The sequence below is a fragment of the Actinoallomurus oryzae genome, from assembly GCF_039541955.1.
Lineage (GTDB): Bacteria > Actinomycetota > Actinomycetes > Streptosporangiales > Streptosporangiaceae > Actinoallomurus > Actinoallomurus oryzae.
This window is the reverse complement of sequence record NZ_BAABHF010000019.1, coordinates 809,187-829,011: the sequence shown is the minus strand read 5'-3', so window position 1 is coordinate 829,011 and position 19,825 is coordinate 809,187. Positions and strand designations below refer to the sequence as shown.

Below are 19,825 nucleotides of genomic sequence, written 5' to 3'. Positions count from 1 at the left end.
CCGGGTCGGACCGGCCGGGGTCGCCGGGTCAGAGGCGCAGCTCCGCGCGGCCGAGGGCGCGGCGGGCGGCGGGGAGGGCCGCCTCGCGGTCGGCCGCGACCAGGCCGACGCGGGTGCGGCGGTCGAGCAGGTCGCCCTCGTCCAGCGCGCCCTCGTGGCGGACCGCCCAGGCCAGCTCCGCCCCGGTCGTCGCCGAGCCCGGTGCCACCGGCTCCAGCAGCGACGGGTCCTCGGCGGCCAGGGCCATGACGTCGCGGGCCTCCGTGCCGTACCGGTGGACCAGGTTCGCGGGCGCGGCCAGCCGGGCCAGGTCCGCCGCCGGGCCCGCGCCCACGAGCGGCAGCCGGGCCGTACGGCACGGGCCGGCCTCGACGCCGCGGCTCGCCAGTGCCGCGTCGACCGCGTCCTCGGCCATCCGGCGGTACGTCGTGAGCTTGCCGCCGACGATCGTCACGACGCCGTTCTCCGCGGTCAGCACGGCGTGCCGGCGGGACAGGTCGGCGGTGCTGCCCTCGGCGCCGTACAGCAGCGGCCGCAGCCCGGCGTACGCCCCGGCCACGTCCGTGCGGTGGACGGGCACGTCGAGTGCCGAGTCCAGCAGGTCCAGCAGGAACCCGATCTCGGCCTCCGACGGCTCCGGCACGTCCGGCACCGGCCCCTCGACGGGCTCGTCGGTGAGCCCGACGTAGATCCGCCCGTCCTCCTGCGGCAGCACGAGCGCGAAGCGGCCCGATGAGCCCGGCACGGGAAGGTGCAGCCCGATGGCGAGGCCGCCCAGGCTCTTGGCGCGCAGCACGAGGTGGGTGCCGCGCGAGGGCCGCAGGCGCACGCCCTCGGCCAGACCGCCCGCCCACACGCCCGTGGCGTTCACGACCGCGCGGGCGCGCAGGAAGAACTCCGTCCCGGTCAGCTCGTCACGCACCTGCGCGCCCTCGCCGGACAGCGTGAGCGCCCGGCAGCGCGTGAGGACCCGCGCGCCGTACGCCGCCGCCGTACGGGCGATGGCGGTGACCAGGCGCGCGTCGTCGGCGAGCTGCCCGTCCCACGACAGCAGCCCGCCGCGCAGCCCGTACGAGCGCAGCGCGGGCGCGAGCCGCAGCGTCTCCACCGCGGTCAGGCGGCGCGGCCTCGGCAGCGCCGCGCGGTGCGTGCGGGCCGACATCCGCAGCACGTCGCCGGCCCAGATCCCGGCCCGGGCGAGGCCCACGGCGGACGCCGGGACCTGTGGGGTCAGCGGCAGCACGAACGGCAGCGCGCGCACGAGGTGCGGCGCGGTGCGCTCCATCAGGACGCCGCGCTCGACCGCGCTCTCGTACGCGATGCCGAGCTGCCCGGAGGCGAGGTACCGCAGGCCGCCGTGGATCAGCTTGGAACTCCACCGCGACGTGCCGAAGGCGATGTCGTGCGCGTCGATCGCGGCCACGGACAGGCCGCGCGACGCGGCGTCCAGCGCGACGCCGGCGCCGGTCGCGCCGAGCCCGACGACCAGAACGTCGACGCCCGTGCCGCCGGAGACCTCGGCCAGTTCGCGGGCGCGCCGCGCGGCGTTCAGTGATGAGGCGGGGGACGCGGGCGGCGGTGCCGCCTCGACGGGCCGGTGAAGACGTGTCATGGAGCCTCCTTCGTCGGGGGGAGTGACCACGGGTGCGTGTTTTCGACTCCCTCGCTCCGCTCGGTCATGGCGCGAGGTACCTTTCGAGAATCCGACGGAGCTCCTCGTCGAATGCGGCGGCCGTCAGTGCCGGGTCGTCCCCGGTCATGATGTGGCCCGACATGGCGAACGATTGGAGGACGAGCAGCAGGGAGCGCGCCTGCCGGACCGGGTCGCCGGCGCGCACGCTGCCGTCGCGGTGGCCGGCCCGCAGCGTCGACTCGATCGCGCGCAGCATCGCGTCCTGGCTCGTGCCGCGCCGCTCGAGGATGTACGGGAGCAGGACCTCGGGATCGACCTCCATGATCTTGTGGAAGAGCGGGTGCGCGCGGAGGGCGGCGACCCCGGCGACCAGCGCCTCGACGGCCTGGGTCCGTACCGGTGCGCCGTCCTCGGGCGGAGCCACCCGCGCGACGACGGTGGCCCACTCGCGGGTCATCAGGTCGCCGACCAGCGTCCGCACGTCCGGCCAGCGCCGGTAGATCGTCATGCGCGACACCCCGGCGCGGCGCGCCACGTCGGTGAGCGTCGTACGGCGCACGCCCACCGCCAGCACACAGTCACGTGTCGCGTCCAGCACGGCATCCTTCTTGTGACGAATCGACGCCATATGTCACAGTGTAACTGTGTGCGATGGGGTCCGGAACTGTTCGTGGGGAGGTTGTTTTGGCATACAGGAGCACGCTTGAGTGGGTTCGGCGCTCGATTGTCGGAGCGGGACCCTTTAGATTTCATGTACATTATGTAGCTGATCCGGCACGATCGGTGAGGCACCGGCCTCGGGGCCCGCGCTCCACCAGAGAGATGGGACGTGGCCTCCTCGGGCGTCGTTGGTCGCACCAGTCTGGCCAGGTCGTGAGGGAAACCGCCTCTTCGGAACGGACCGCATACGGGATGTGCGTCGCCGCCCGAGGGAAGGAAGCGGGTGACCAGTGCGTCCAAGATCGTTCGGGGCGTGCCGCTGCGCGGGATCTATTCCTGGTCAGTGTTGAGGAACGGTAGCCATGGCGAACGTGGACATGCTATGGAGCGGCTGGGGTGATCCGGAGCGGGCCGAGCGCCTGCCGGACTCCGTCACCGGCCTGCTGCGCGAGTTGCTCGGTGTCCACACCGAGCAACTCGCGCAGCCGGTCAAGCTCGCCGAGATCGAGCCGCCGCCGGCGCGGCCCGTGCCCGGCGCCCTGGAGGAGGTCGTCGGCGCGGAGCACGTGCGAGCGGACGCCGAGACGCGCATCCGTCACACGCGTGGCAAGTCGACGCCGGACCTGCTGCGCATCCGCGCGGGCGACGCCGGCGGCGCGCCCGACGCGGTCGTGCTGCCGGGCTCCCACGACGAGGTCGCCGCGGTGCTGGCCCGCTGCGCCGAGCACCGGGTCGCCGTCGTGCCGTTCGGCGGCGGCACCTCCGTCGTCGGCGGGCTCGCCCCGGAGGCGGGCGGCTTCGCGGCCGTGGTCGCGCTCGACCTGCGGCGCCTCGACCGGCTCGTCGGCCTCGACTCGGTCTCCCGTACGGCCACGCTCCAGCCGGGGCTGCGCGCGCCGCACGCCGAACGGCTGCTGAACGAGCAGGGCTACACCCTCGGCCACTTCCCGCAGTCGTTCGAGTGGGCGAGCATCGGCGGGTTCGCCGCGGCGCGGTCCTCCGGCCAGGCCTCGGCCGGATACGGGCGGTTCGACGAGATGGTCACCGGCCTGACGCTCGCCACGCCCAGCGGCACGCTCGAGACCGGCCGCGCGCCGAAGTCCGCGGCAGGGCCCGACCTGCGCCAGCTCGTGCTGGGCTCGGAGGGCGCGTTCGGCGTCATCACGGACGTGACCGTACGGATCCGGCCGCTGCCCGAGACGCGCGTGTACGAGGGCTGGCTGTTCCCGTCGTTCTCCGAGGGCGTCACCGCGGTCCGCGCGCTGGCCCAGGACGGCCCGCTGCCGACCGTGCTGCGGCTCTCCGACGAGACCGAGACCATGATCGGGCTGGCCCGGCCGGACGAGCTGGGCGAGGGGAACGCCGCCGGCGGCTGCCTGGCCGTCTGCGGGTACGAGGGCACGGCCGCCGAGGTGCCCGGCCGCAGGGAGAAGGCCCGCGCGGTGCTCACGTCGCTCGGTGGCGTGTACCAGGGGGAGGAGCCGGGGGAGAGCTGGGCGCGCGGCCGGTTCTCCGCGCCGTACCTGCGCGACGCCCTGCTCGACGTCGGCGTGCTCGCCGAGACGCTGGAGACCGCCGGCTTCTGGTCGAACCTGCCGCGCCTGTACGACGCCGTGCGCCTGACGCTCTCCCGCGAGCTGCCCTCGTCGGTGGTGATGTGCCACGTGTCGCACGTCTACGCGGCCGGCGCCTCGCTGTACTTCACGGTCGTCACCGCCCAGGGCGAGCGGCCCCTGGAGCGCTGGCGGGACGCCAAGGCGGCGGTCAGCGACGCGATCATCGAGGCGGGCGGCACGATCAGCCACCACCACGGCGTCGGTGTCGACCACCGCGACTGGTACGCCCGCGAGGCCGGCCCGCTCGGCGTCGCCGCGCTGCGGGCGGTGAAGGACCGGCTCGACCCCGAAGGGATCATGAACCCGGGCGTGCTCATCCCGGCGGAGTGATCCGCTGAGGGCGCCGACCCCGTACGATCCCGCGCAGAGCCCGCTCGCACGGCGCGGGCCCCGGACAGGAGACCGACATGCGATCGTTCACCGCCGTGGTGAACCCGGCCGCGGGCAGTGACCCGGCCGCACGCCTCATCCCGGTCGCGCGGCGGCTGCGCGAGGCCGGCGCCGAGGTGGCGGTGGAGTACAGCCGCAGCCTCGAGCACGCGGGCGACCTGGCGCGTGAGGCCGCGAAGAAGGGTCACGTCGTGATCGCGGCGGGCGGCGACGGCATGGTGGGCGGACTGGCCGGGGCGCTCGCGGGCGGCGACGCGACGCTGGGCATCCTGCCCGCCGGGCGCGGCAACGACTTCGCCCGCCAGCTCGGGCTCCCCGACGACCCCGAGCGCCTGGCCGACCTGCTGCTGTCCGCCGAGCCCACGGCGGTCGACGCGATCGAGGTGACCGCGGACGACGGCACGACCACCGTCGTGGCCGGCAGCGTGTACGGCGGGGTCGACTCGGTGGCCAACGCGCACATCAACCGGCTGACCCGGCTGCCGGGCTCCCTGGCCTACTACCTCGGCCCGCTGCGCGCGATCGCGACGTGGCGGCCGGTCGCGTACCGCATCACGGTCGACGGTGAGACGCGCGAGGAGCGCGGGTACACCGTCGTCGCCGCCAACTCCGGGTACTACGGCTACGGCCTGCACGTCGCGCCGGACGCCTCCGTCTCCGACGGGCTCCTCGACGTCGTCATCATCAAGCACGCGCCCCGGCGCCTGTTCTTCGCGGTGATGCGCGAGCTGCCGCACGGCACGCACGTACGCCGTCCGGAGATCGAGGTGCTCCGCGGACGCGAGGTGCGCGTGGAGGCCGACCGGGAGATCCCGTTCGGCGGCGACGGCGAGCTGCTCGGCACCCTGCCCGCGACGATCCGCGTGCTGCCCGGCGCGCTCCGGGTGATCACACCCTGACCGTCCGCCGGGACACACTGTCCTGGCGGCCTGGTGAAGCTTGCCCGGCGCTTTGCCGCGGTCCGACCGGCCACCGGGTACGTTGCCGAGTGCGTTCGGTGATTCGGGGGGCACTGTGAAACACGCGCTCGCCGTCCTGGCCGGCATCGCCGTGGGGCTGCCGGTGATGGCGGCACTCGCGTCGGCGGGCGGGCACACCGCGGGCGCCCTGCCGGACCGCTACGTGCCGTGGGCGCACCACCTGCGCGGGTACGCCGCGATCAGGACACCGGTCCGTCCCTCCCACCTGCGGACCCGTCGCCGGGCCCGCGTCCTCATCTCGACCTCGCCCGCCCGCACGCCGTCGCCCGCGCCCGGTGGGCGGGTCGTCCGCCACGCCAGGCCCGCCGAGCGTGTCGAACCCGCCGAGGGCCTGCGCGTCTCCATCGATGCCCCGCGCTCGGTCCGGCCCGGCGGCACCTACGCGTACCGGATCCGGCTCGCCAACCGCGGGCACGCGACGCCGGGCGAGATCACCGTGCGCAACACGCTCCCGGCGGGCGTCGTACGGACGAGCACGTCGCTGCCGGGCGGCGCCGGAGGCTACGCGGGCGGGCGCGACACCACGCTCGTCCTGCCCCGGCTCGCTCCGGGCCGGTCCGCCACCGCGCGGTTCGTCGTACGGGTCCGGCCGAAGACCCACGGCGAGCTGGTCGCCCGCACCCGCATCGCCTCGATCGGCGGCGCCCGGGTCCGCAGGACCGGCACGAGCGCCTCCCGCGTGAAGACCAGAGTCCGCTGATCCACCGGAACCACCGGCCACCCGTGCTTCGTCTCACCTGTGACGACCGCGACACGGGAAGGCAGGGAGCATGCGAACGCTGCTCAACCTCATCTGGCTGGTGCTCTCCGGGCTCTGGATGGCACTCGGTTACTTCCTCGCGGGGATCGTGTGCTGCGTCCTCATCGTGACGATCCCGTTCGGCATCGCGGCGTTCCGCATCGGAGCCTTCGCGCTCTGGCCGTTCGGCAGGACCGTCGTGCGCAAGCCGAGCGCCGGTGCGATGAGCGCCATCGGCAACGTCATCTGGTTCCTCGTCGCCGGTCTGTGGCTGGCCATCGGGCACCTGCTCAGCGGCATCGCGCTGTGCATCACGATCATCGGCATCCCGCTCGGGCTGGCCAACTTCAAGCTGATCCCGGTGTCGCTGATGCCGCTCGGCGCCGACATCGTCGACGCCGACGACCGCCGCGTCCTCGTCGCGGCCTGAGCCCGGCCTCGTCCGCGGGCGGGTCTCGACAGCGGAGGGTGTCCGGGTCCACACTGGCCCCCATGCCAGGGGCCTCTCCGTTGCCCAAGCAGGGCGACGTGTTCTTCGACTGCCGCAGGCCGGACCGCTCGTTGCGCATCAGCCGCCACCCGGACGCCGGAGTGGTCGTGCTGAGCATCTGGAACGGCGGCGTGTGCCAGGGAACGTTCCAGCTGCCGGCCGACCAGGTCGGCATGTTCGCGGAGACGCTGGTGCACGGCCCGCCCCCGGGCACCGCCGCGGAGACGGCGCCCGAGCTCTTCCGCACCGGCGAGTACGACACGCACCCCCGCATCGCCTGAGCGCGCCGCACGCCGTGGCTCGCGCCGTTCTCGCACGGGCGATGCTTTGCCTGGAATGGGGCGAACACGGCGCGTCGCCGCTATTACGGCTGTTACGGTGCCGCCGTGCCCCCCTCTGCGTCTCTGTCCTCGCGTCAATCCACGGCCGGCGCCGGCTGGTCGTGCGACGAGCCGGGGACCTACACCGACCTCATGCCGGCCAGAGTCCGGAACCTTTCCTGGCTCAACCCCGCCGTCCTGTGGCGGTCGCGCAACGACGTGCTGGCCCGCCGGTTCGGCGACCCGACCAACGACGAACGGCGCCGCTGGGTGGCGCGTCAGCTCCGCGCCGGAGCGCCGCCCGACTTCGCCATCCCGCGCGACGACCCGTCGTCGTTCTCGTTCATGGTGCTGGGCGACACGGGAGAGGGGGACGCCCCGCAGTACGCCGTGGTGCCCGGGTTCCTGAGGATGAGCGAGGGCACGCGGTTCGCCGTCATCGCCAGCGACGTGATCTACCCGACCGGTAGCGTCAACGAGTACGGCACCAAGTTCTTCCGCCCGTACAAGGACTACGACGCGCCCATCTACGCCGTCCCGGGCAACCACGACTGGTACGACGGGCTCGGCGGGTTCATGCGGGTCTTCTGCGGCGCGCCCGAACTGCCTCCCGAGGGCCGGCCGAGGCTGCTGTCGCGCGCCTGGTGGCGGCGGCTGTTCTGGAAGAACCCGGACAGGCCCGACGAGACGCGCTTGGCCGAGGCCGAGAGCCTGCGCTCGCGGCCCTCGCAGCGGGCCGGGCAGCCCGGCCCGTACTGGATGATGGACGCCGGCCCGATCCGCATCGTCGGCATCGACACGGGCATCCTCGGCGGGATCGACCGCGAGCAGGGCGCGTGGCTGCGGCGGGTCTCCCAGGGTCCCCGGCCGAAGATCCTCATCACCGGCAAGCCGCTGTACGTCGACGGAGCCCACCACCCCGGCCCCATCGAGGGCGGCGGCACGGTCGACGAGATCGTCCAGGACCCCGCGTGCAACTACGTGGCGGCGATCGGCGGCGACATCCACAACTACCAGCACTATCCGGTCAAGGTCGGCGACCGCACGATCGAGTACGTCGTCTCCGGGGGCGGCGGCGCGTTCATGCACGCCACGCACACGATCCCCAGGGTGAACGTCGGCGGCGTCGGCGAGGACGACTTCCGCTGCTATCCGCTGCGCGGCGACTGCCTGGCCTTCTACGGCCGGATGTACGGCCGGCGGCTGCGGATGCGGTGGCTGTTCGAGCTCACCGGAGACGAGGCCGCGGCGGTCATCGCCGAACGGCTCGGTATCCGGCCGGGCCGGGAGACGACCGCATCGGTGACGTGGCGCACGCGGCTGGTGGCGACCCTCCTGGGCGTGCCGGGCCGCCCGCACCGGCACAGGCGGTTCCGGCTGCCGGTGCGCAAGGCGTACCAGCGGTTCCTGTCGCCGGCCTCCGCCTCGTACGAGCCGCCGCTGTTCAAGAGCTTCCTGCGGGTCGACGTGACGCCGGAGCGCCTGCGCATCCGCTGCTTCGGCGCGTCCGGCTGCCGCGAGCACGAGGTGGCGCCGCCCGTCGAGGACGAGATAACGATCCCCCTCGCCTGAGGACGAGCGGCGGGCCTCCGCCGTCGCTCACCTCGCCGCCGTCCGCTCGGGCTCCCGCGCGGGAGCGATCCGGCGCCCGGGAAGCAGGAGCGCGGGCGGCAGGCCGAGGGCGGCGATCGCGGCCGGCGCCAGGAGCGCGGGTTCGACCGACGGGGCCGGCGCGGCGGCCGGGAACACCGCCGTCCGCATCAGGCCGGCGGCGACGGCGATGCCGAGCGTGGGGCCGATGTTCATGGCGGTCTGCTTGAGCCCGCCGACGACCCCGGCGTACTCGGGCGGCGCGTCCCCGACGACGGTGCCGGTGGCGGTGACCATCACGGCGGCGAAGCCCGCGCCCAGCAGGGCGAAGGCCGCGACGGTCACGGCCCCGGCGCCGGTCCTGGCGAGGAGGGACAGGCCGAGGATGCCGAGCACGACCAGCACCGAACCGGCGGCGGCGGTGCGGCGCGGCCCGTAGCGGCGGAGCGCCGCGCCGGCCACCGGCGCGCCGAGGACCATGAGCACGGTCAGGGGCAGCACCCGCAGGCTGGCCGCGAGCGGGCCGAGTCCCAGCGCGTCCTGGAGCAGGAAGGTGGCGACGAACAGGGCGCCGAACATGCCGCCGGTGGTGGCGAGCAGGATCGCCATGGCGGCCGTCACCGGAGCCGATCGCGCCACGGCGGGAGGGACGATCGGCCGGGCGGTCCGGCGCTCGTGCGCGACCAGGAGGGCCGCGCCGACCGCCGTGCCGGCCAGCCCGGCCAGTGTCGGCGCGCCCGTCCAGCCGTGGGCCGGCACCCCGGTGAGGGTGTGCACCCCGACGGCGAGGACGCCCGCGACCAGCGCCGCGCCCGCAACGTCGATCCGTGCCGTCGCGTCCTGGTGCCGCGCGGGCGTCCGGACGGCGAGGCCGACCGTCGCGATCGCCAGGGCGACGGGCACGTTGACCGCGAACACGTTGCGCCAGCCCAGGTGCGCCACCAGCACGCCACCGAGCACCGGGCCGGCCGCGCCGGCCACCCCGATGGCGCTCGTACGGACGGCGACGGGTGTGCCGAGCCGGTCGGCCGGATAGGCCAGGCGCAGCAGCGCGAGCGTCGCCGGTTGCAGGAGGGCGCCGAACACGCCCTGGACGACGCGCAGCCCGATCACCCAGCCGATGCCCGGCGCGAACGCGATCCCGGCCGAGGCCCCCGCGAACCCGAGCAGGCCGCACAGCAGTAGCCGCCGATGGCCGTACCGGTCGCCGAGGCGTCCGGCGATGACCAGGAGCCCGGCCACGGCGACCAGGTAGCCGGTGCTCGTCCACTGCGTCTGCGCCACGCTCGCGCCGAGGTCGCGCCGCACGCTGGGCTGGGCCACCATCAGCACCGTGCCGTCCAGCGCGACCAGCATCGCCCCCGCCGTGCTGACCACGAGCGCCGGCCGCCGCCGCGCCACACCGCTCACGCGTCCGCCTCGCCCAGGTGGGCGTCGACGACCGTGGCGATGAGCCGGTCGAGCCGGTCGCCGCCGGGCGCCGGGTCCTCCTCGCCCAGCGCCAGGCCGATGCCGCCCCAGCCCCAGAGCTCGGCGATGCCGTGCACGTTGGCCCACAGCGCGACCGCGGTCACCTCCGCCGGGACCTTCCGCCGCGCATCGCACCGGGTGATGAGCTCGACGAGCAGGCCGAACAAAGGCAGGCTCGCCTCCCGCAGCGGCGGCCCGCCCGCCGCCCGCGCCTCCCCGCGCAGCAGATCGTGCCGGAACATCAGCGCGAACATGCCGGGACGTTCCTGGGCGTACCGCACGTACGCTCCGGCCAGCGCCAGCAACCGTTCCCGTGGCGGTGCCGCACCGTCGGCCGCCTCGGCGAACCGCGCGGCCAGGTCGGCGAAACCGCGCCGGGCGATCGCCGACAGCAGCGCCTGATGCGTTGGGAAGTAGCGGCGAGGCGCCCCGTGCGAGACCCCCGCCCGGCGGGCGATCTCCCGCAGCCCCAGCGACGAGACGCCCTCGGTCAGCACGAGCTCCACACCGACGTCGACGAGCCGGTCCCGCAGAGAGTCCTCCGAATGCATAGACAGTGTCTACCATCGACGGGTAGACACTGTCTACGCCGGCGTAGGAGGCCGTTCCGGGCCGCCGCCGGGACTGTCGGACGTGACGGGCAGAATCGAGGCATGCGGATCGCGGTCGCCGAGGGGCCGGACGACGGAGGCGTGCTGTGCCCCGTCGCCGAGGACGGCGCGCCGCTGGGGCCCGCCGAGCCGGTCGCCGACCTCGTCGCCGCCGTCGCGGCCCGGGAGGCCCGGGCCAAGACGCACGACGACCCCGCCGGCGTGCGCTGGGTCTGGCCCGCGACCGCACGGATCTACCCGCGCTTCCTGCGGGCGGGCGTGCGCCTGGCGCGGTGCCACGACCTGGAGCTGGCCGAGACGCTGCTGCTCAATCACGCCGGCCGGTACGGCGAGCCGCGCTCGCTGCCGGCCGCGTTCGCCCGGCTCAAGGGGCTGGCGGTGCCGGACGACGTCGCCCCGGGCGACGGGCCGCCGACGCTGTTCGACGAGCGGCCCGCCGACGACGTCGACGCCGTCGTCGCGGTCCACGCGGAGCAGCAGCGCCGCGTCGCCGAGACCGGCATGCGCCTCCTGGTCGCGGCCGAGTCCGCGGCCGGGCTCGCGGCGGCCGAGATGGGCCACGACGGGCTGCCCTGGCGGCCCGACGTCCACGACGCCCTGCTGACCGAGCTCATGGGCCCGCGCCCCGCGCCCGGCCTGCGGCCACGCCGGCTCCAGGAGCTGGCCGACCGGATCGGTGACGCGTTCGGGCAGCGGATCAACCCCGACTCGCCGGCCCAGGTGGTCAAGGCGTTCGCGGCGGCGGGCGTCAGCATCTCCTCCACGCGGTCGCACGTGCTCAAGCGGGTCGAGCACCCGGCGGCCGGGCTGCTGCTCGCCTACAAGGAGCTCGCCCGGCTCCACGTCGCGCACGGCTGGTCGTGGCTCGACTCCTGGGTGCGCGACGGCCGGTTCCGCCCGGAGTACGTCGTCGGCGGCGTGGTCTCCGGCCGGTGGGCCACCAACGGCGGGGGCGCGCTGCAGATCCCCAAGGTGCTCCGGCGCGCGGTCGTCGCCGACCCCGGCTGGACGCTCGTCGTCGCCGACGCCGCCCAGCTCGAGCCCCGAGTGCTCGCCGCCCTCGCCGGCGACCGCGCCTTCGCCGCCGCCGCGGGCGAGAACGACCTGTACGCCGCGCTGGCCGGCGTGTTCGGCGGAGCGCGTGACAAGGCCAAGATCGCGCTGCTGTCGGCGATGTACGGCGGCACCAGCGGCGAGGCGCCGCAGCTGCTCGCCGTGATGCGCCGCCGTTTCCCCGACGCGTACGGCTACGTCGAGGCCGCGGCACGCACGGGCGAGGCCGGGCGGCTGGTGCGCTCACGCCTGGGCCGCACCTGCCCGCCGCCCTCGCACGCGTGGCGCGACCTCGCCGTGCAGGACGACGGCGGCGCGGCCGTGCGCAGCCGGGGCCGGTTCACCCGCAACTTCGTCGTCCAGGCCAGCGCCGCCGACTGGGCGACCGTGCTCCTGGCGGCGCTGCGCCGCCGTCTGGCCGCACTGGAGGCCGCGCCGGAGCAGGCGCCGCGCCTGGTGTTCTTCCAGCACGACGAGGTGATCGTGCACGCGCCGGAGCACCAGGGCGAGGCGGTGGTCGCCGCCATCCGCGACTCCGCCGCCGAGGCGCGCCGGCTGGTGTTCGGCGACACCCCGGTCCGCTTCCCCATGGAGGCCGTCGCGGTCTCCTGCTACGCCGACGCCAAGTAGGCTCCCGCCCTAGGCCGTCGCCGGGCGCCGACGGCTCAGGTCAGCGCGTGCGGAGCGGGTTCCACGACGGCCGGGAGTTCAGCGCCTCGACGTCCATGTCCGTCGTACGCCGCCAGCCCTCCCGCAGCGCGGCCAGCTCCTCGGCGGTCAGCACGTCCGCGATGTCGGTGAAGCCGTCCGGCGCGCGCTCGGCGACGAGGTCCAGGATGCGGTCGGCGGCCATGTCGCGGCACGCCCGCACCACCGCGTTGGCGTCGTCCAGGCGCGCCGTCTCGTACGCCTTCAGCCCCTCGACCGGGTCGTCGTGGCGGGACAGCTCCAGCGCGAGCACCCGCGCGTCGATGACGGCCAGCGACCCGCCGTTCGCGCCGATCGGGTACATCGGGTGGGCGGCGTCGCCCACCAGCGTCACCCGGCCGCGGCTCCACCACGGCAGCGGGTCCCGGTCGACCATCGGGTACTCCAGGATCTGCGGTGACTCCGCGATCAGCCGGGGCACGTCCAGCCAGCCCAGCCGCCAGTCGGCGAAGTACGGCAGCACGTCCTCGACGCGGCCCTCGCGCGTCCAGTCGGCGGTGTCGGTCTCGACGCGGGTCTCGGGCGACACCCGGACCTCCGCCACCCAGTTCACCAGCGCCCGGCCGCGGTCCTCGGCGGGCTTGGAGATCGGGTAGCACACGAGCCGGCCGAAGCGGTGCGCGCCGGCGACGATCATCGTGCGTCCGGTGAGGTACGGGTCGGCCTCGGCGATGCCGCGCCACATGCGGATGCCGTTCCACAGCGGGGCGCCCTCATCGGGGTGCAGCCGCCGGCGTACCGCCGAGGAGAGCCCGTCGGCGCCGACCAGGACGTCCGCACGCAGCATCACCGGCGTGCCGCCCGTACGGGCGTGCAGGCGCACCTCCACGCCGTCGGTGTCCTCGGTGAACGACTCGAACACGAGCCCGGTCCGTACGGCGGCGGGCCCGATCCGCTCCACCACCGCGTCGTGCAGCAGCATCTGCAGCTCGCCGCGGTGAATGGAGTACTGCGGCCAGCGATAGCCGGCGTGCCGGCCGCGCGGGTGGGCGATGATCTCGTTCGCGTGCCGGTCCATGCGGAGCATCTCGCGGGTCGGGATCCCGGTCGCCTCCAGGGCGTCACCGAGCCCCAGCTCGGTCAGCTCGCGCACGGCGTGCGGCTGGAGGTTGATGCCGACGCCGAGCGGCAGCAGGGCGCGTACCGCGTCGACCACGAGCACCTCGGCACCCGCGGCGTGCAGGCTCAGCGCCGACGTCAGACCGCTGATGCCGGCACCGACGATGAGTACCTTCAACGGTCAGGCGGGTACGGCGTTGTCGCGCACGAGACGCCCGACCTCGGAGCGCAGGTGGACGAACTCCGGCAGCTCACGCGTCTCGATGCGGTCGCGCTCGGCGGGCAGCCCGACGTCGAGGTCGGCCATGACCCGGCCGGGGGAGCGGCCCATCACGAGGACGCGGTCGCTGACGTAGACGCTCTCGTCGATGTCGTGGGTGACGAGGAGGATCATCATGTCGCTCGACGCGTGGGCGCGCAGCAGCAGGTCCTCCAGGTCCTCGCGCGTCTGCGCGTCCACCGAGCCGAACGGCTCGTCCATCAGCAGCAGCGTCGGGCGGTAGGCCAGCGCCCGCGCGATGGCGACGCGCTGCTGCATGCCGCCGGAGAGCTGCCAGGGGAACTTCCCGGCCGCGTCGGACAGGCCGACCTCCTCCAGCGCCTCCATGGCGGCGGAGCGGCGAGCGCCCTTTTTCAGGCCGCGGCGCCGGAGCGGGAAGGTCACGTTGTCCCGTACCGACAGCCAGGGCAGCAGGGAGCGGGAGTAGTCCTGGAACACGACGGCGAGGTCGTCGGGCACGCCGTTCACGGTCCGGCCGGAGAGCCGGATCTCCCCGGTGGTCGGGGTGATCAGGCCGGCGACGGCACGCAGCAGGGTGGACTTCCCGCAGCCGGACTTGCCCACGATGCTGACGAGCTCTTTTTCGCCGACTTCGAACGAGACGTCGTCCAGAGCCGTCTGTTCGCCGTACGTGTGAGTGAGTTTCAGCACTTCAAGCACGATTATGAACCCCACAGCTCCGAGTAACGGAAGCGCCAATAATAACGTAGCCCCGGCAAGTGCGACATAGGAGACGCATCCTGCGATGCAAGTCTCGCGTGACCGTCCGGGCCACGACAGATCACCTTACGAATGTCGTCAAGTTCCGCCTGACGGCGGGGGCCGGCCGTCCCGCCAGGGGTGGTGTGGGACGGCCGGCGAGGTCGGGTGCGAACGCCCGGCAGGATTACTGCAGGACGCCGGAGACGTCGTAGTGCTGCTTGATGACGCCGAGCTCGGTCATGAGGTCGGCGACCCGCTGCAACCGCGTCTTGCTCAGTGACGCCGGGTAAGTGCCGAGGGTGATCGTCTGCGCCACCTGCGGCGACAGGTTCTTGACGTAAGTCGGCAGGATCTGGCTGACCAGGTTCCGGTCGGTCGCGGCCTGCTGCGCCTTTGCCATGGCCCGCTGGAAGGCCGCGACGGTCTTCGGATTCTGCTTCGCGAACTTCTGGGACGTGAGGTAACCGCCGACCGGAAGGTCGGCCGTCGGGCCGCTCATCGTGTCCAGGATTACCCGGGCCCCGAACTTCTGCTGTGACTGGCTCAGGAAGGGCTCGGTCATGAAGGCGGCGTCGATCGAGTGGTTCTGGAGCGCCGCCGGCATGTTCGGATACTGGATTTCGACGAGGTGGACCTGGTCGGGAGCGACTCCCTGGTTTTTCAACGCCGCGTTGGTCAGCAGGGACGGGAAGCCCTTGGTGTTGATCAGGCCGATCTTCTTGCCGACGAGTTGCTTGGCGTTGTGAATGGGGGAGTTCGGCAAGGTGATCAGGGGGTACAGATTGCTGCGGCCCTGGTAGCCGTCGGTCACCACCTTGATCTTCACGCCCTGAGTCGCCGCCTGGACGATCGGGATGTAGGCGCTGTACGAGAAGTCCACTCCGCCCGACATGGTCCGGGAAATCGTCTCCGAGCCATTGGCCAGAATGGTGGGGGTGACGTTGAGGCCCTCGGCCTTGAAGTAGCCCTTCTGGCGCGCCAGGTAAACGGTCGCCGCGTCCGGGATCGGCAGAACACCCACCTTGATGTTGGTCTTCTCCGGTCCGCTCGTGTTCTTGGACGAGTCCGATCCGCCGCAGGCGGTGAGCGCCGACACCGCGAGCGTGACAAGGGCTGTCGCATATGTCCAGCGACGTATTTTCATGGAGCTCCTCGAGAGGGATGCGCGCTAGACCCTTAGTCGGCGTGCGCAGGGGAGGGGGCAGGCGCCGGCCACCGGCTTCAGGTCGCAGAGTTAACAGCCGGGCCAGAGTATAGGCCTGCAACATCGGTATGTCTGGGCACCATCTGCAAAATCAGTAACAGATGCGGACGTTCAGGACGTTCGTCACAGAGAGTGCGCAAAGCCTGCGCTGAGTGTGGCATTGATCACGTTCTTGTCACGGCTGTCGAGTCCGGCTCTGTCAGGGAGGAGTCACGGGACAAGTCACCCTTATTCGTGATGAATCGGGTGCTATAGCATCCGAGGCGCACTGAAGGGCCGTTGGCGAACCCCCACAGTTCCGCGGCCCGGCCCGCGCGCGGGGCGGACGCTCGGCCACGGCGTGCGCCGGACCGGTACGGCCGTCGGCACCCAAGGAAAAGAGGGTCATGTTCCCAGTCCCATCGATCCATGTCCCGACGCCGGTCCGCCCGGCGACGCGCCGTCACGAAGCCCGGGCGGACCGCCGGTCCGTCCCGGCCGCCGGGAGGACGGCGTGACCGGCGCGGGCCGCAGCGGCGGGCGCGCCGTGCTGGAGACCCTGCGCGCCTGGGGCGTACGCCGCGTCTTCACCTGCCCGGGAAGCACGGAGGCGGCCTTCCTCGACGCGACGCTGGATCATCCGGACTTCGAGGTCGTGCTCACCCCGCACGAGTCCATCGCCGTCTCGGCGGCCGACGGCTACGCGCGGGCCACCGGCGAGCCCGCCGTCGCCTACCTGCACACGCACCTCGGGCTGGCCAACAGCCTCGGCCACCTGAACGCCGCGCGGCTCGCCCACTCACCGGTGGTCGTGCTCACCGGCCTCAAGCCCGCGCTCCTCCAGTCGCACCGCGGCTTCACGTGCGTCCCGGACACCGGCCGCCTGGCCGAGCCCTACGTGCGCGCGCAGTGGCAGTCGCTGCGGACCGAGGACATCCCCGCGGACCTGAACCGCGCCTTCCGCCTCGCGCTCACCGAGCCGGCCGGGCCGACGTGGGTGGGCCTGTCGCAGGACCTGATGAACGACACGTGCACCGCGCCGGTGCCCGACCCGCAGCGGTACCGCCCGCGCGCGCGTACGGCCCCGGACCCGGAGCTGATCCGCGAGGCGGCCGCGCTGCTGGCCTCCGCCGCCAGCCCGCTGCTGGTGGCCGGGGCGGAGGTCGCCCGGCACGGCGCCGTCGGCGAGCTGATCGCGCTCGCCGAGCGGCTCGGCGTGCCGGTGGTCAACGAGGACCGGCGGACCTACGAGCGGCCGGGCTTCCCCACGTCCCACCCGAACTTCGCCGGCCTGTACGACGCCAGGCGCGCGACCGTGCGCGACAGCGACGTGATCGTCTTCGCCGGGTGCCACTGCTTCACCGAGTTCGAGATGCCGGTCGGGCCCGACGTGCCCGAGGGCGCCCGCGTGGTCCACATCCACTCCGACGCCGCCGAGATCGGCCACATCTACGGCGTCGACACCGGCATCGTCGCCGACGAGGGGCTGGCGCTGTCCGCGCTGCTCGCGGCGCTCCCGCAGGACGGCCTGGCCGTGCGGGCGGGCCGGCTGGACGAGGTGCGCGCGGAGTACCTCGCCGGCACCGGCCCGCTGCCGCCGGAGCGCGAGGACGTCGAGAACGTCGCCGCGGTGGCCGACGCGCTCGCCGAGCAGGTCGGGGAGAACACGACCGTCGTCGGCGACGCGACGACCACCGGGGCGATCCTCCTTCGGCGGCTCCCGCAGGACCCGCCGCACCAGTACTACACGACGTCCTCCGGGTCGCTCGGCTGGGCGATGGGCGCCGCGCTCGGCGTCAAGCTCGGGCTGCCGGAGCGCGATGTGGTGGCCGTCCTGGGCGACGGAGCGTTCCAGTTCGGGCCCCAGGGCCTCTGGGCCGCCGCCCGCTACCAGATCCCCGTGACGTACGTCGTGATCAACAACGAGTCGTACGCGGCCGTGGCGGCGGCGCTGCGGCGGTACGGCGGGACCGCCGTCGAGCGCGGTGAGTTCCCGGGCAAGGACCTGTCCGGCGCCGACGTGGCCGCGATCGCCCGCGGGTACGGCGTGTTCGGCCAGCGGATCCACAAGGCCGCCGAACTCGGCGAGGCGATGGCCAAGGCCCGCGCGCACCCGGGCCCGTCGCTGATCGAGATCATGACGGATCCCGACTATCTCGGTCCCTGATCGCCGGAGCGCGATCGCCGGAACGAAAAGGGAGCGGCCCGCCGGAGACCGGCGGGCCGCTCCCGTTCGTCCGTGACCCTACGGATCCGTGCGGCGGGCGCCGCGGTGCCAGGACAGGAGGCGCCGCTCCGCCCAGAGCAACAGCGCGTTGAGCGTGTAGCCGAGGATGCCGAGCAACACGATCGCCGCCCACATGTCCGGCAGCATGAAGGAGTCCTTGGCGGCGTAGAGGGTGTAGCCGATGCCGTTCGTGCCGCCGACCATCTCCGAGATCACCATCAGGATGATCGACATCGACAGGCTGACCCGCAGGCCCGCGAAGATCTTCGGTGCGGCGGAGGGCATGACGATCAACCGGAAGCGCTCGAACCGCGTCAGCGCGAACACCCGGGCGAGGTCCAGCTGCAGCGGCTCGATCGAGCGCGCCCCGTCGATCGAGTTCAGCAGGATCGGCCAGAGCACACCGAAGACGATCACCGCGAGCCGCATCGTCAGGCCGAGCTTGAACAAGACGATGAACACCGGGATCAGCGCCGGCGACGGGATGGCGCGGAAGAACTGGATCAGCGGGTCGACGTAGTCGGCCAGCCGCCGTGACCGCCCGAGCAGCACGCCCAGCCCGACCCCGACGACCACCGCGATGCCCCAGCCGGCGAGCATCCGCCCGATGCTGGGCAGGATGTTCGAGGTGGCCGCCGGCGTGAGGAAGAGATGGCTCGCCGGGCCGGTCAGCCACAGCTCGTACATCTTCTTGGCGATCACCGTCGGGGCGGGGAAGAAGATCTTGTCGTCCTCGGGCACCGCGACGTACGTCGCGAGCTGCCAGAGCGCGACCGCCACGGCGAAGACGATCCACCGCAGGAGCAGGCCCGTCGGCCCGGACCGGCCGAACGGCCGGGTCCTGCGCGGCGCGGCCGCGACGGGTGCTGTCGTGGTCGGGGCGGTCATGAGGCCTCCTTCGCCGGAGCGAGTGACCGTCGGCGCGTGCCTTCGGCTTCCGGGTTCCGCTCGGTCATGAAGACCTCCCGAGACGCTCGAAGTGCCAGCGGAACAGACGTCGTTCGAGGGTGCGCATGGCGAGGTCGATGAGGAACCCGAGCAGGCCCGCGATCCCCGCCGCCGCGAAGACGACGTCGGCCTGGCCCGCGTTGGCGCTCGCGTTGAGGATGAACATGCCGATGCCGTGCTCCCCGCCACCCGCGATCAGCTCGGTGCTGATGGTCACGATGAGGGCGATCGAGGACGCCACGCGGATGCCGGTCGCGACGAACGGAGCGACGCTCGGCAGCGCGATACGGGTGAGGATGACGAGCCGGCCCAGGCCGAACGACCGTGCCATCTCGCGGGGGACCGGGTCGACGTCGCCCACGGCGTAGATCGTGTTGATCAGGATCGGCCACATCGCCGCGTACGCCGCCACCGTCTGCTCGATCTGCGCCTGCTCGGGGATCATCAAGATGACGAGCGGGATCAGCGCCACCGCCGGGATCGGCCGCAGGAACTCGATCAGCATCCGGACGGCGGAGTTGACGAAGGGCAGGCTGCCGAGCACGAGGCCGACGGGCACCGCGATCACGGCGGCGATGAGCAGTCCCACGCCCCACGCGCCGAGCGTCCAGCCGATGTCCTGGAGGAAACCGCCGTCCACGATGAGGCGGACGGCGCGCGCCAGCACGGTGGATGACGGCGGCAGATAGGAACGATCGACGAGGCCGATGCGGCCGACCACCTCGCCGATCAGAAGGAAGATCACGACGCCGATGACGCCGCGGACGATCCTTCCTGCTCGTGGCTGCTTTTTCGCATTTCGCGAGGCGCCGGCGGGGATGCGACTACCTGCAATCGAATCCGTCGCCGGGACCGATGTCCTGACACTGTGGTCAGCCAATGCTCACTCCCTGGACGGCCGTGGATACCGGCCTGACGTGCGCGGAATGTGGCAACGCGCCGTGGAACGGCGCCGTCCCTCCGGCGTTCCGTTCGGAGCCGCCTCGGGCCTGACGGTGGGGAGAACCTATCGTAATGACGCGATACCGGACTTCCGGCGCCGATTGCGGTGGCCGCGGTGGTTACTTTGGGTAGTGGTGCGGTGTCAGCCCCGCGTTCCGGTCCGTCCGCCGCCCCGGAACGGCGAATGAGATCCCCTATTGATGACCGGTGAGTCGTCGCCGAGA

17 protein-coding genes are annotated in these 19,825 nt (G+C 73.1%); 8 read left to right on the top strand and 9 right to left on the bottom strand.

Annotated elements, in window-relative coordinates; genetic code table 11:
* Positions 1–28: 28 nt before the first annotated feature.
* Both ABEA10_RS17990 and ABEA10_RS17985 read right to left on the bottom strand, forming a co-directional pair.
* On the bottom strand, positions 29–1,612 hold the full coding sequence (locus ABEA10_RS17990; protein ID WP_345465033.1) for a glycerol-3-phosphate dehydrogenase/oxidase: 1,584 nt from the start codon (positions 1,610–1,612) through the stop codon (positions 29–31).
* Positions 1,613–1,676: 64 nt separating this feature from the next.
* Positions 1,677–2,261: a TetR/AcrR family transcriptional regulator gene (locus ABEA10_RS17985; protein WP_345465031.1), complete on the bottom strand. Its 585-nt coding sequence runs from the start codon at positions 2,259–2,261 to the stop codon at positions 1,677–1,679.
* A 394-nt stretch (positions 2,262–2,655) separates the two neighbouring features.
* Here ABEA10_RS17985 and ABEA10_RS17980 point away from each other — a divergent pair, with 394 nt between their 5' ends.
* The 6 genes from ABEA10_RS17980 to ABEA10_RS17955 all read left to right on the top strand — a co-directional run bounded on the left by ABEA10_RS17980 (position 2,656) and on the right by ABEA10_RS17955 (position 8,400).
* Positions 2,656–4,239, top strand: a complete 1,584-nt coding sequence (locus tag ABEA10_RS17980) for an FAD-binding oxidoreductase (RefSeq protein WP_345465029.1) — start codon at positions 2,656–2,658, stop codon at positions 4,237–4,239.
* Between the two features lie 77 nt (positions 4,240–4,316).
* Positions 4,317–5,198, top strand: coding sequence for a diacylglycerol/lipid kinase family protein (locus ABEA10_RS17975; RefSeq protein WP_345465027.1), 882 nt, complete (start codon positions 4,317–4,319; stop codon positions 5,196–5,198).
* 115 nt (positions 5,199–5,313) lie between these two features.
* Positions 5,314–5,979, top strand: coding sequence for a hypothetical protein (locus ABEA10_RS17970; protein WP_345465025.1), 666 nt, complete (start codon positions 5,314–5,316; stop codon positions 5,977–5,979).
* A gap of 70 nt (positions 5,980–6,049) precedes the next feature.
* Positions 6,050–6,448 carry a YccF domain-containing protein gene (locus tag ABEA10_RS17965; protein ID WP_345465023.1) on the top strand — a complete coding sequence of 133 codons (399 nt, stop codon included), beginning with the start codon at positions 6,050–6,052 and terminating at the stop codon, positions 6,446–6,448.
* Positions 6,449–6,510: 62 nt separating this feature from the next.
* A complete protein-coding gene (locus tag ABEA10_RS17960; RefSeq protein ID WP_329239479.1) occupies positions 6,511–6,789 on the top strand; it encodes a hypothetical protein in 279 nt (92 codons plus the stop codon).
* Between the two features lie 192 nt (positions 6,790–6,981).
* A complete protein-coding gene (locus tag ABEA10_RS17955; RefSeq protein ID WP_345465020.1) occupies positions 6,982–8,400 on the top strand; it encodes a metallophosphoesterase family protein in 1,419 nt (472 codons plus the stop codon).
* A 27-nt stretch (positions 8,401–8,427) separates the two neighbouring features.
* Here ABEA10_RS17955 and ABEA10_RS17950 read toward each other — a convergent pair whose 3' ends face one another.
* Together ABEA10_RS17950 and ABEA10_RS17945 are read right to left on the bottom strand one after the other, a co-directional pair.
* Positions 8,428–9,828 (bottom strand): MFS transporter, encoded by a 1,401-nt coding sequence (locus ABEA10_RS17950; protein WP_345465018.1) that lies wholly within the window; start codon positions 9,826–9,828, stop codon positions 8,428–8,430.
* The gene (locus ABEA10_RS17945; protein WP_345465016.1) at positions 9,825–10,439 is read right to left on the bottom strand and encodes a TetR/AcrR family transcriptional regulator; all 615 of its coding nucleotides are present in this window, start codon (positions 10,437–10,439) and stop codon (positions 9,825–9,827) included. Before ABEA10_RS17945 ends, ABEA10_RS17950 begins: the two co-directional genes overlap by 4 nt.
* Positions 10,440–10,541: 102 nt before the next feature.
* Here ABEA10_RS17945 and ABEA10_RS17940 point away from each other — a divergent pair, with 102 nt between their 5' ends.
* Positions 10,542–12,182 carry a bifunctional 3'-5' exonuclease/DNA polymerase gene (locus ABEA10_RS17940; RefSeq protein ID WP_345465014.1) on the top strand — a complete coding sequence of 547 codons (1,641 nt, stop codon included), beginning with the start codon at positions 10,542–10,544 and terminating at the stop codon, positions 12,180–12,182.
* 40 nt (positions 12,183–12,222) lie between these two features.
* Here the strand turns inward: ABEA10_RS17940 and ABEA10_RS17935 are convergent, their stop codons facing one another.
* From ABEA10_RS17935 to ABEA10_RS17925, 3 genes are all read right to left on the bottom strand, one after another.
* Positions 12,223–13,497, bottom strand: a complete 1,275-nt coding sequence (locus ABEA10_RS17935; protein ID WP_345465012.1) for a flavin-dependent oxidoreductase — start codon at positions 13,495–13,497, stop codon at positions 12,223–12,225.
* Positions 13,498–13,500: 3 nt separating this feature from the next.
* Positions 13,501–14,250, bottom strand: a complete 750-nt coding sequence (locus ABEA10_RS17930; protein ID WP_345465010.1) for an ABC transporter ATP-binding protein — start codon at positions 14,248–14,250, stop codon at positions 13,501–13,503.
* A 235-nt stretch (positions 14,251–14,485) separates the two neighbouring features.
* A complete protein-coding gene (locus ABEA10_RS17925) occupies positions 14,486–15,445 on the bottom strand; it encodes an ABC transporter substrate-binding protein (RefSeq protein ID WP_345465008.1) in 960 nt (319 codons plus the stop codon).
* A gap of 553 nt (positions 15,446–15,998) precedes the next feature.
* On the opposite strand from ABEA10_RS17925, the gene ABEA10_RS17920 reads away from it, so the two are divergent.
* On the top strand, positions 15,999–17,651 hold the full coding sequence (locus ABEA10_RS17920; RefSeq protein WP_345465006.1) for a thiamine pyrophosphate-binding protein: 1,653 nt from the start codon (positions 15,999–16,001) through the stop codon (positions 17,649–17,651).
* A 78-nt stretch (positions 17,652–17,729) separates the two neighbouring features.
* Here ABEA10_RS17920 and ABEA10_RS17915 read toward each other — a convergent pair whose 3' ends face one another.
* Entirely contained in the window at positions 17,730–18,599 is an 870-nt protein-coding gene (locus tag ABEA10_RS17915; protein WP_329239451.1) for an ABC transporter permease, read from the bottom strand.
* A 64-nt stretch (positions 18,600–18,663) separates the two neighbouring features.
* Positions 18,664–19,404, bottom strand: coding sequence for an ABC transporter permease (locus ABEA10_RS17910; protein ID WP_345465003.1), 741 nt, complete (start codon positions 19,402–19,404; stop codon positions 18,664–18,666).
* Positions 19,405–19,825: the final 421 nt, after the last annotated feature.

Excerpts from the sequence above, each read along its gene's own strand:
- ABEA10_RS17990 (WP_345465033.1), bottom strand. The coding sequence starts at position 1,612 with ATGACACGTCTTCACCGGCCCGTCGAGGCGGCACCGCCGCCCGCGTCC.
- ABEA10_RS17985 (WP_345465031.1), bottom strand. The coding sequence starts at position 2,261 with ATGGCGTCGATTCGTCACAAGAAGGATGCCGTGCTGGACGCGACACGT.
- ABEA10_RS17980 (WP_345465029.1), top strand. The coding sequence starts at position 2,656 with ATGGCGAACGTGGACATGCTATGGAGCGGCTGGGGTGATCCGGAGCGG.
- ABEA10_RS17975 (WP_345465027.1), top strand. The coding sequence starts at position 4,317 with ATGCGATCGTTCACCGCCGTGGTGAACCCGGCCGCGGGCAGTGACCCG.
- ABEA10_RS17965 (WP_345465023.1), top strand. The coding sequence starts at position 6,050 with ATGCGAACGCTGCTCAACCTCATCTGGCTGGTGCTCTCCGGGCTCTGG.
- ABEA10_RS17960 (WP_329239479.1), top strand. The coding sequence starts at position 6,511 with ATGCCAGGGGCCTCTCCGTTGCCCAAGCAGGGCGACGTGTTCTTCGAC.
- ABEA10_RS17955 (WP_345465020.1), top strand. The coding sequence starts at position 6,982 with ATGCCGGCCAGAGTCCGGAACCTTTCCTGGCTCAACCCCGCCGTCCTG.
- ABEA10_RS17945 (WP_345465016.1), bottom strand. The coding sequence starts at position 10,439 with ATGCATTCGGAGGACTCTCTGCGGGACCGGCTCGTCGACGTCGGTGTG.
- ABEA10_RS17940 (WP_345465014.1), top strand. The coding sequence starts at position 10,542 with ATGCGGATCGCGGTCGCCGAGGGGCCGGACGACGGAGGCGTGCTGTGC.
- ABEA10_RS17925 (WP_345465008.1), bottom strand. The coding sequence starts at position 15,445 with ATGAAAATACGTCGCTGGACATATGCGACAGCCCTTGTCACGCTCGCG.
- ABEA10_RS17915 (WP_329239451.1), bottom strand. The coding sequence starts at position 18,599 with ATGACCGCCCCGACCACGACAGCACCCGTCGCGGCCGCGCCGCGCAGG.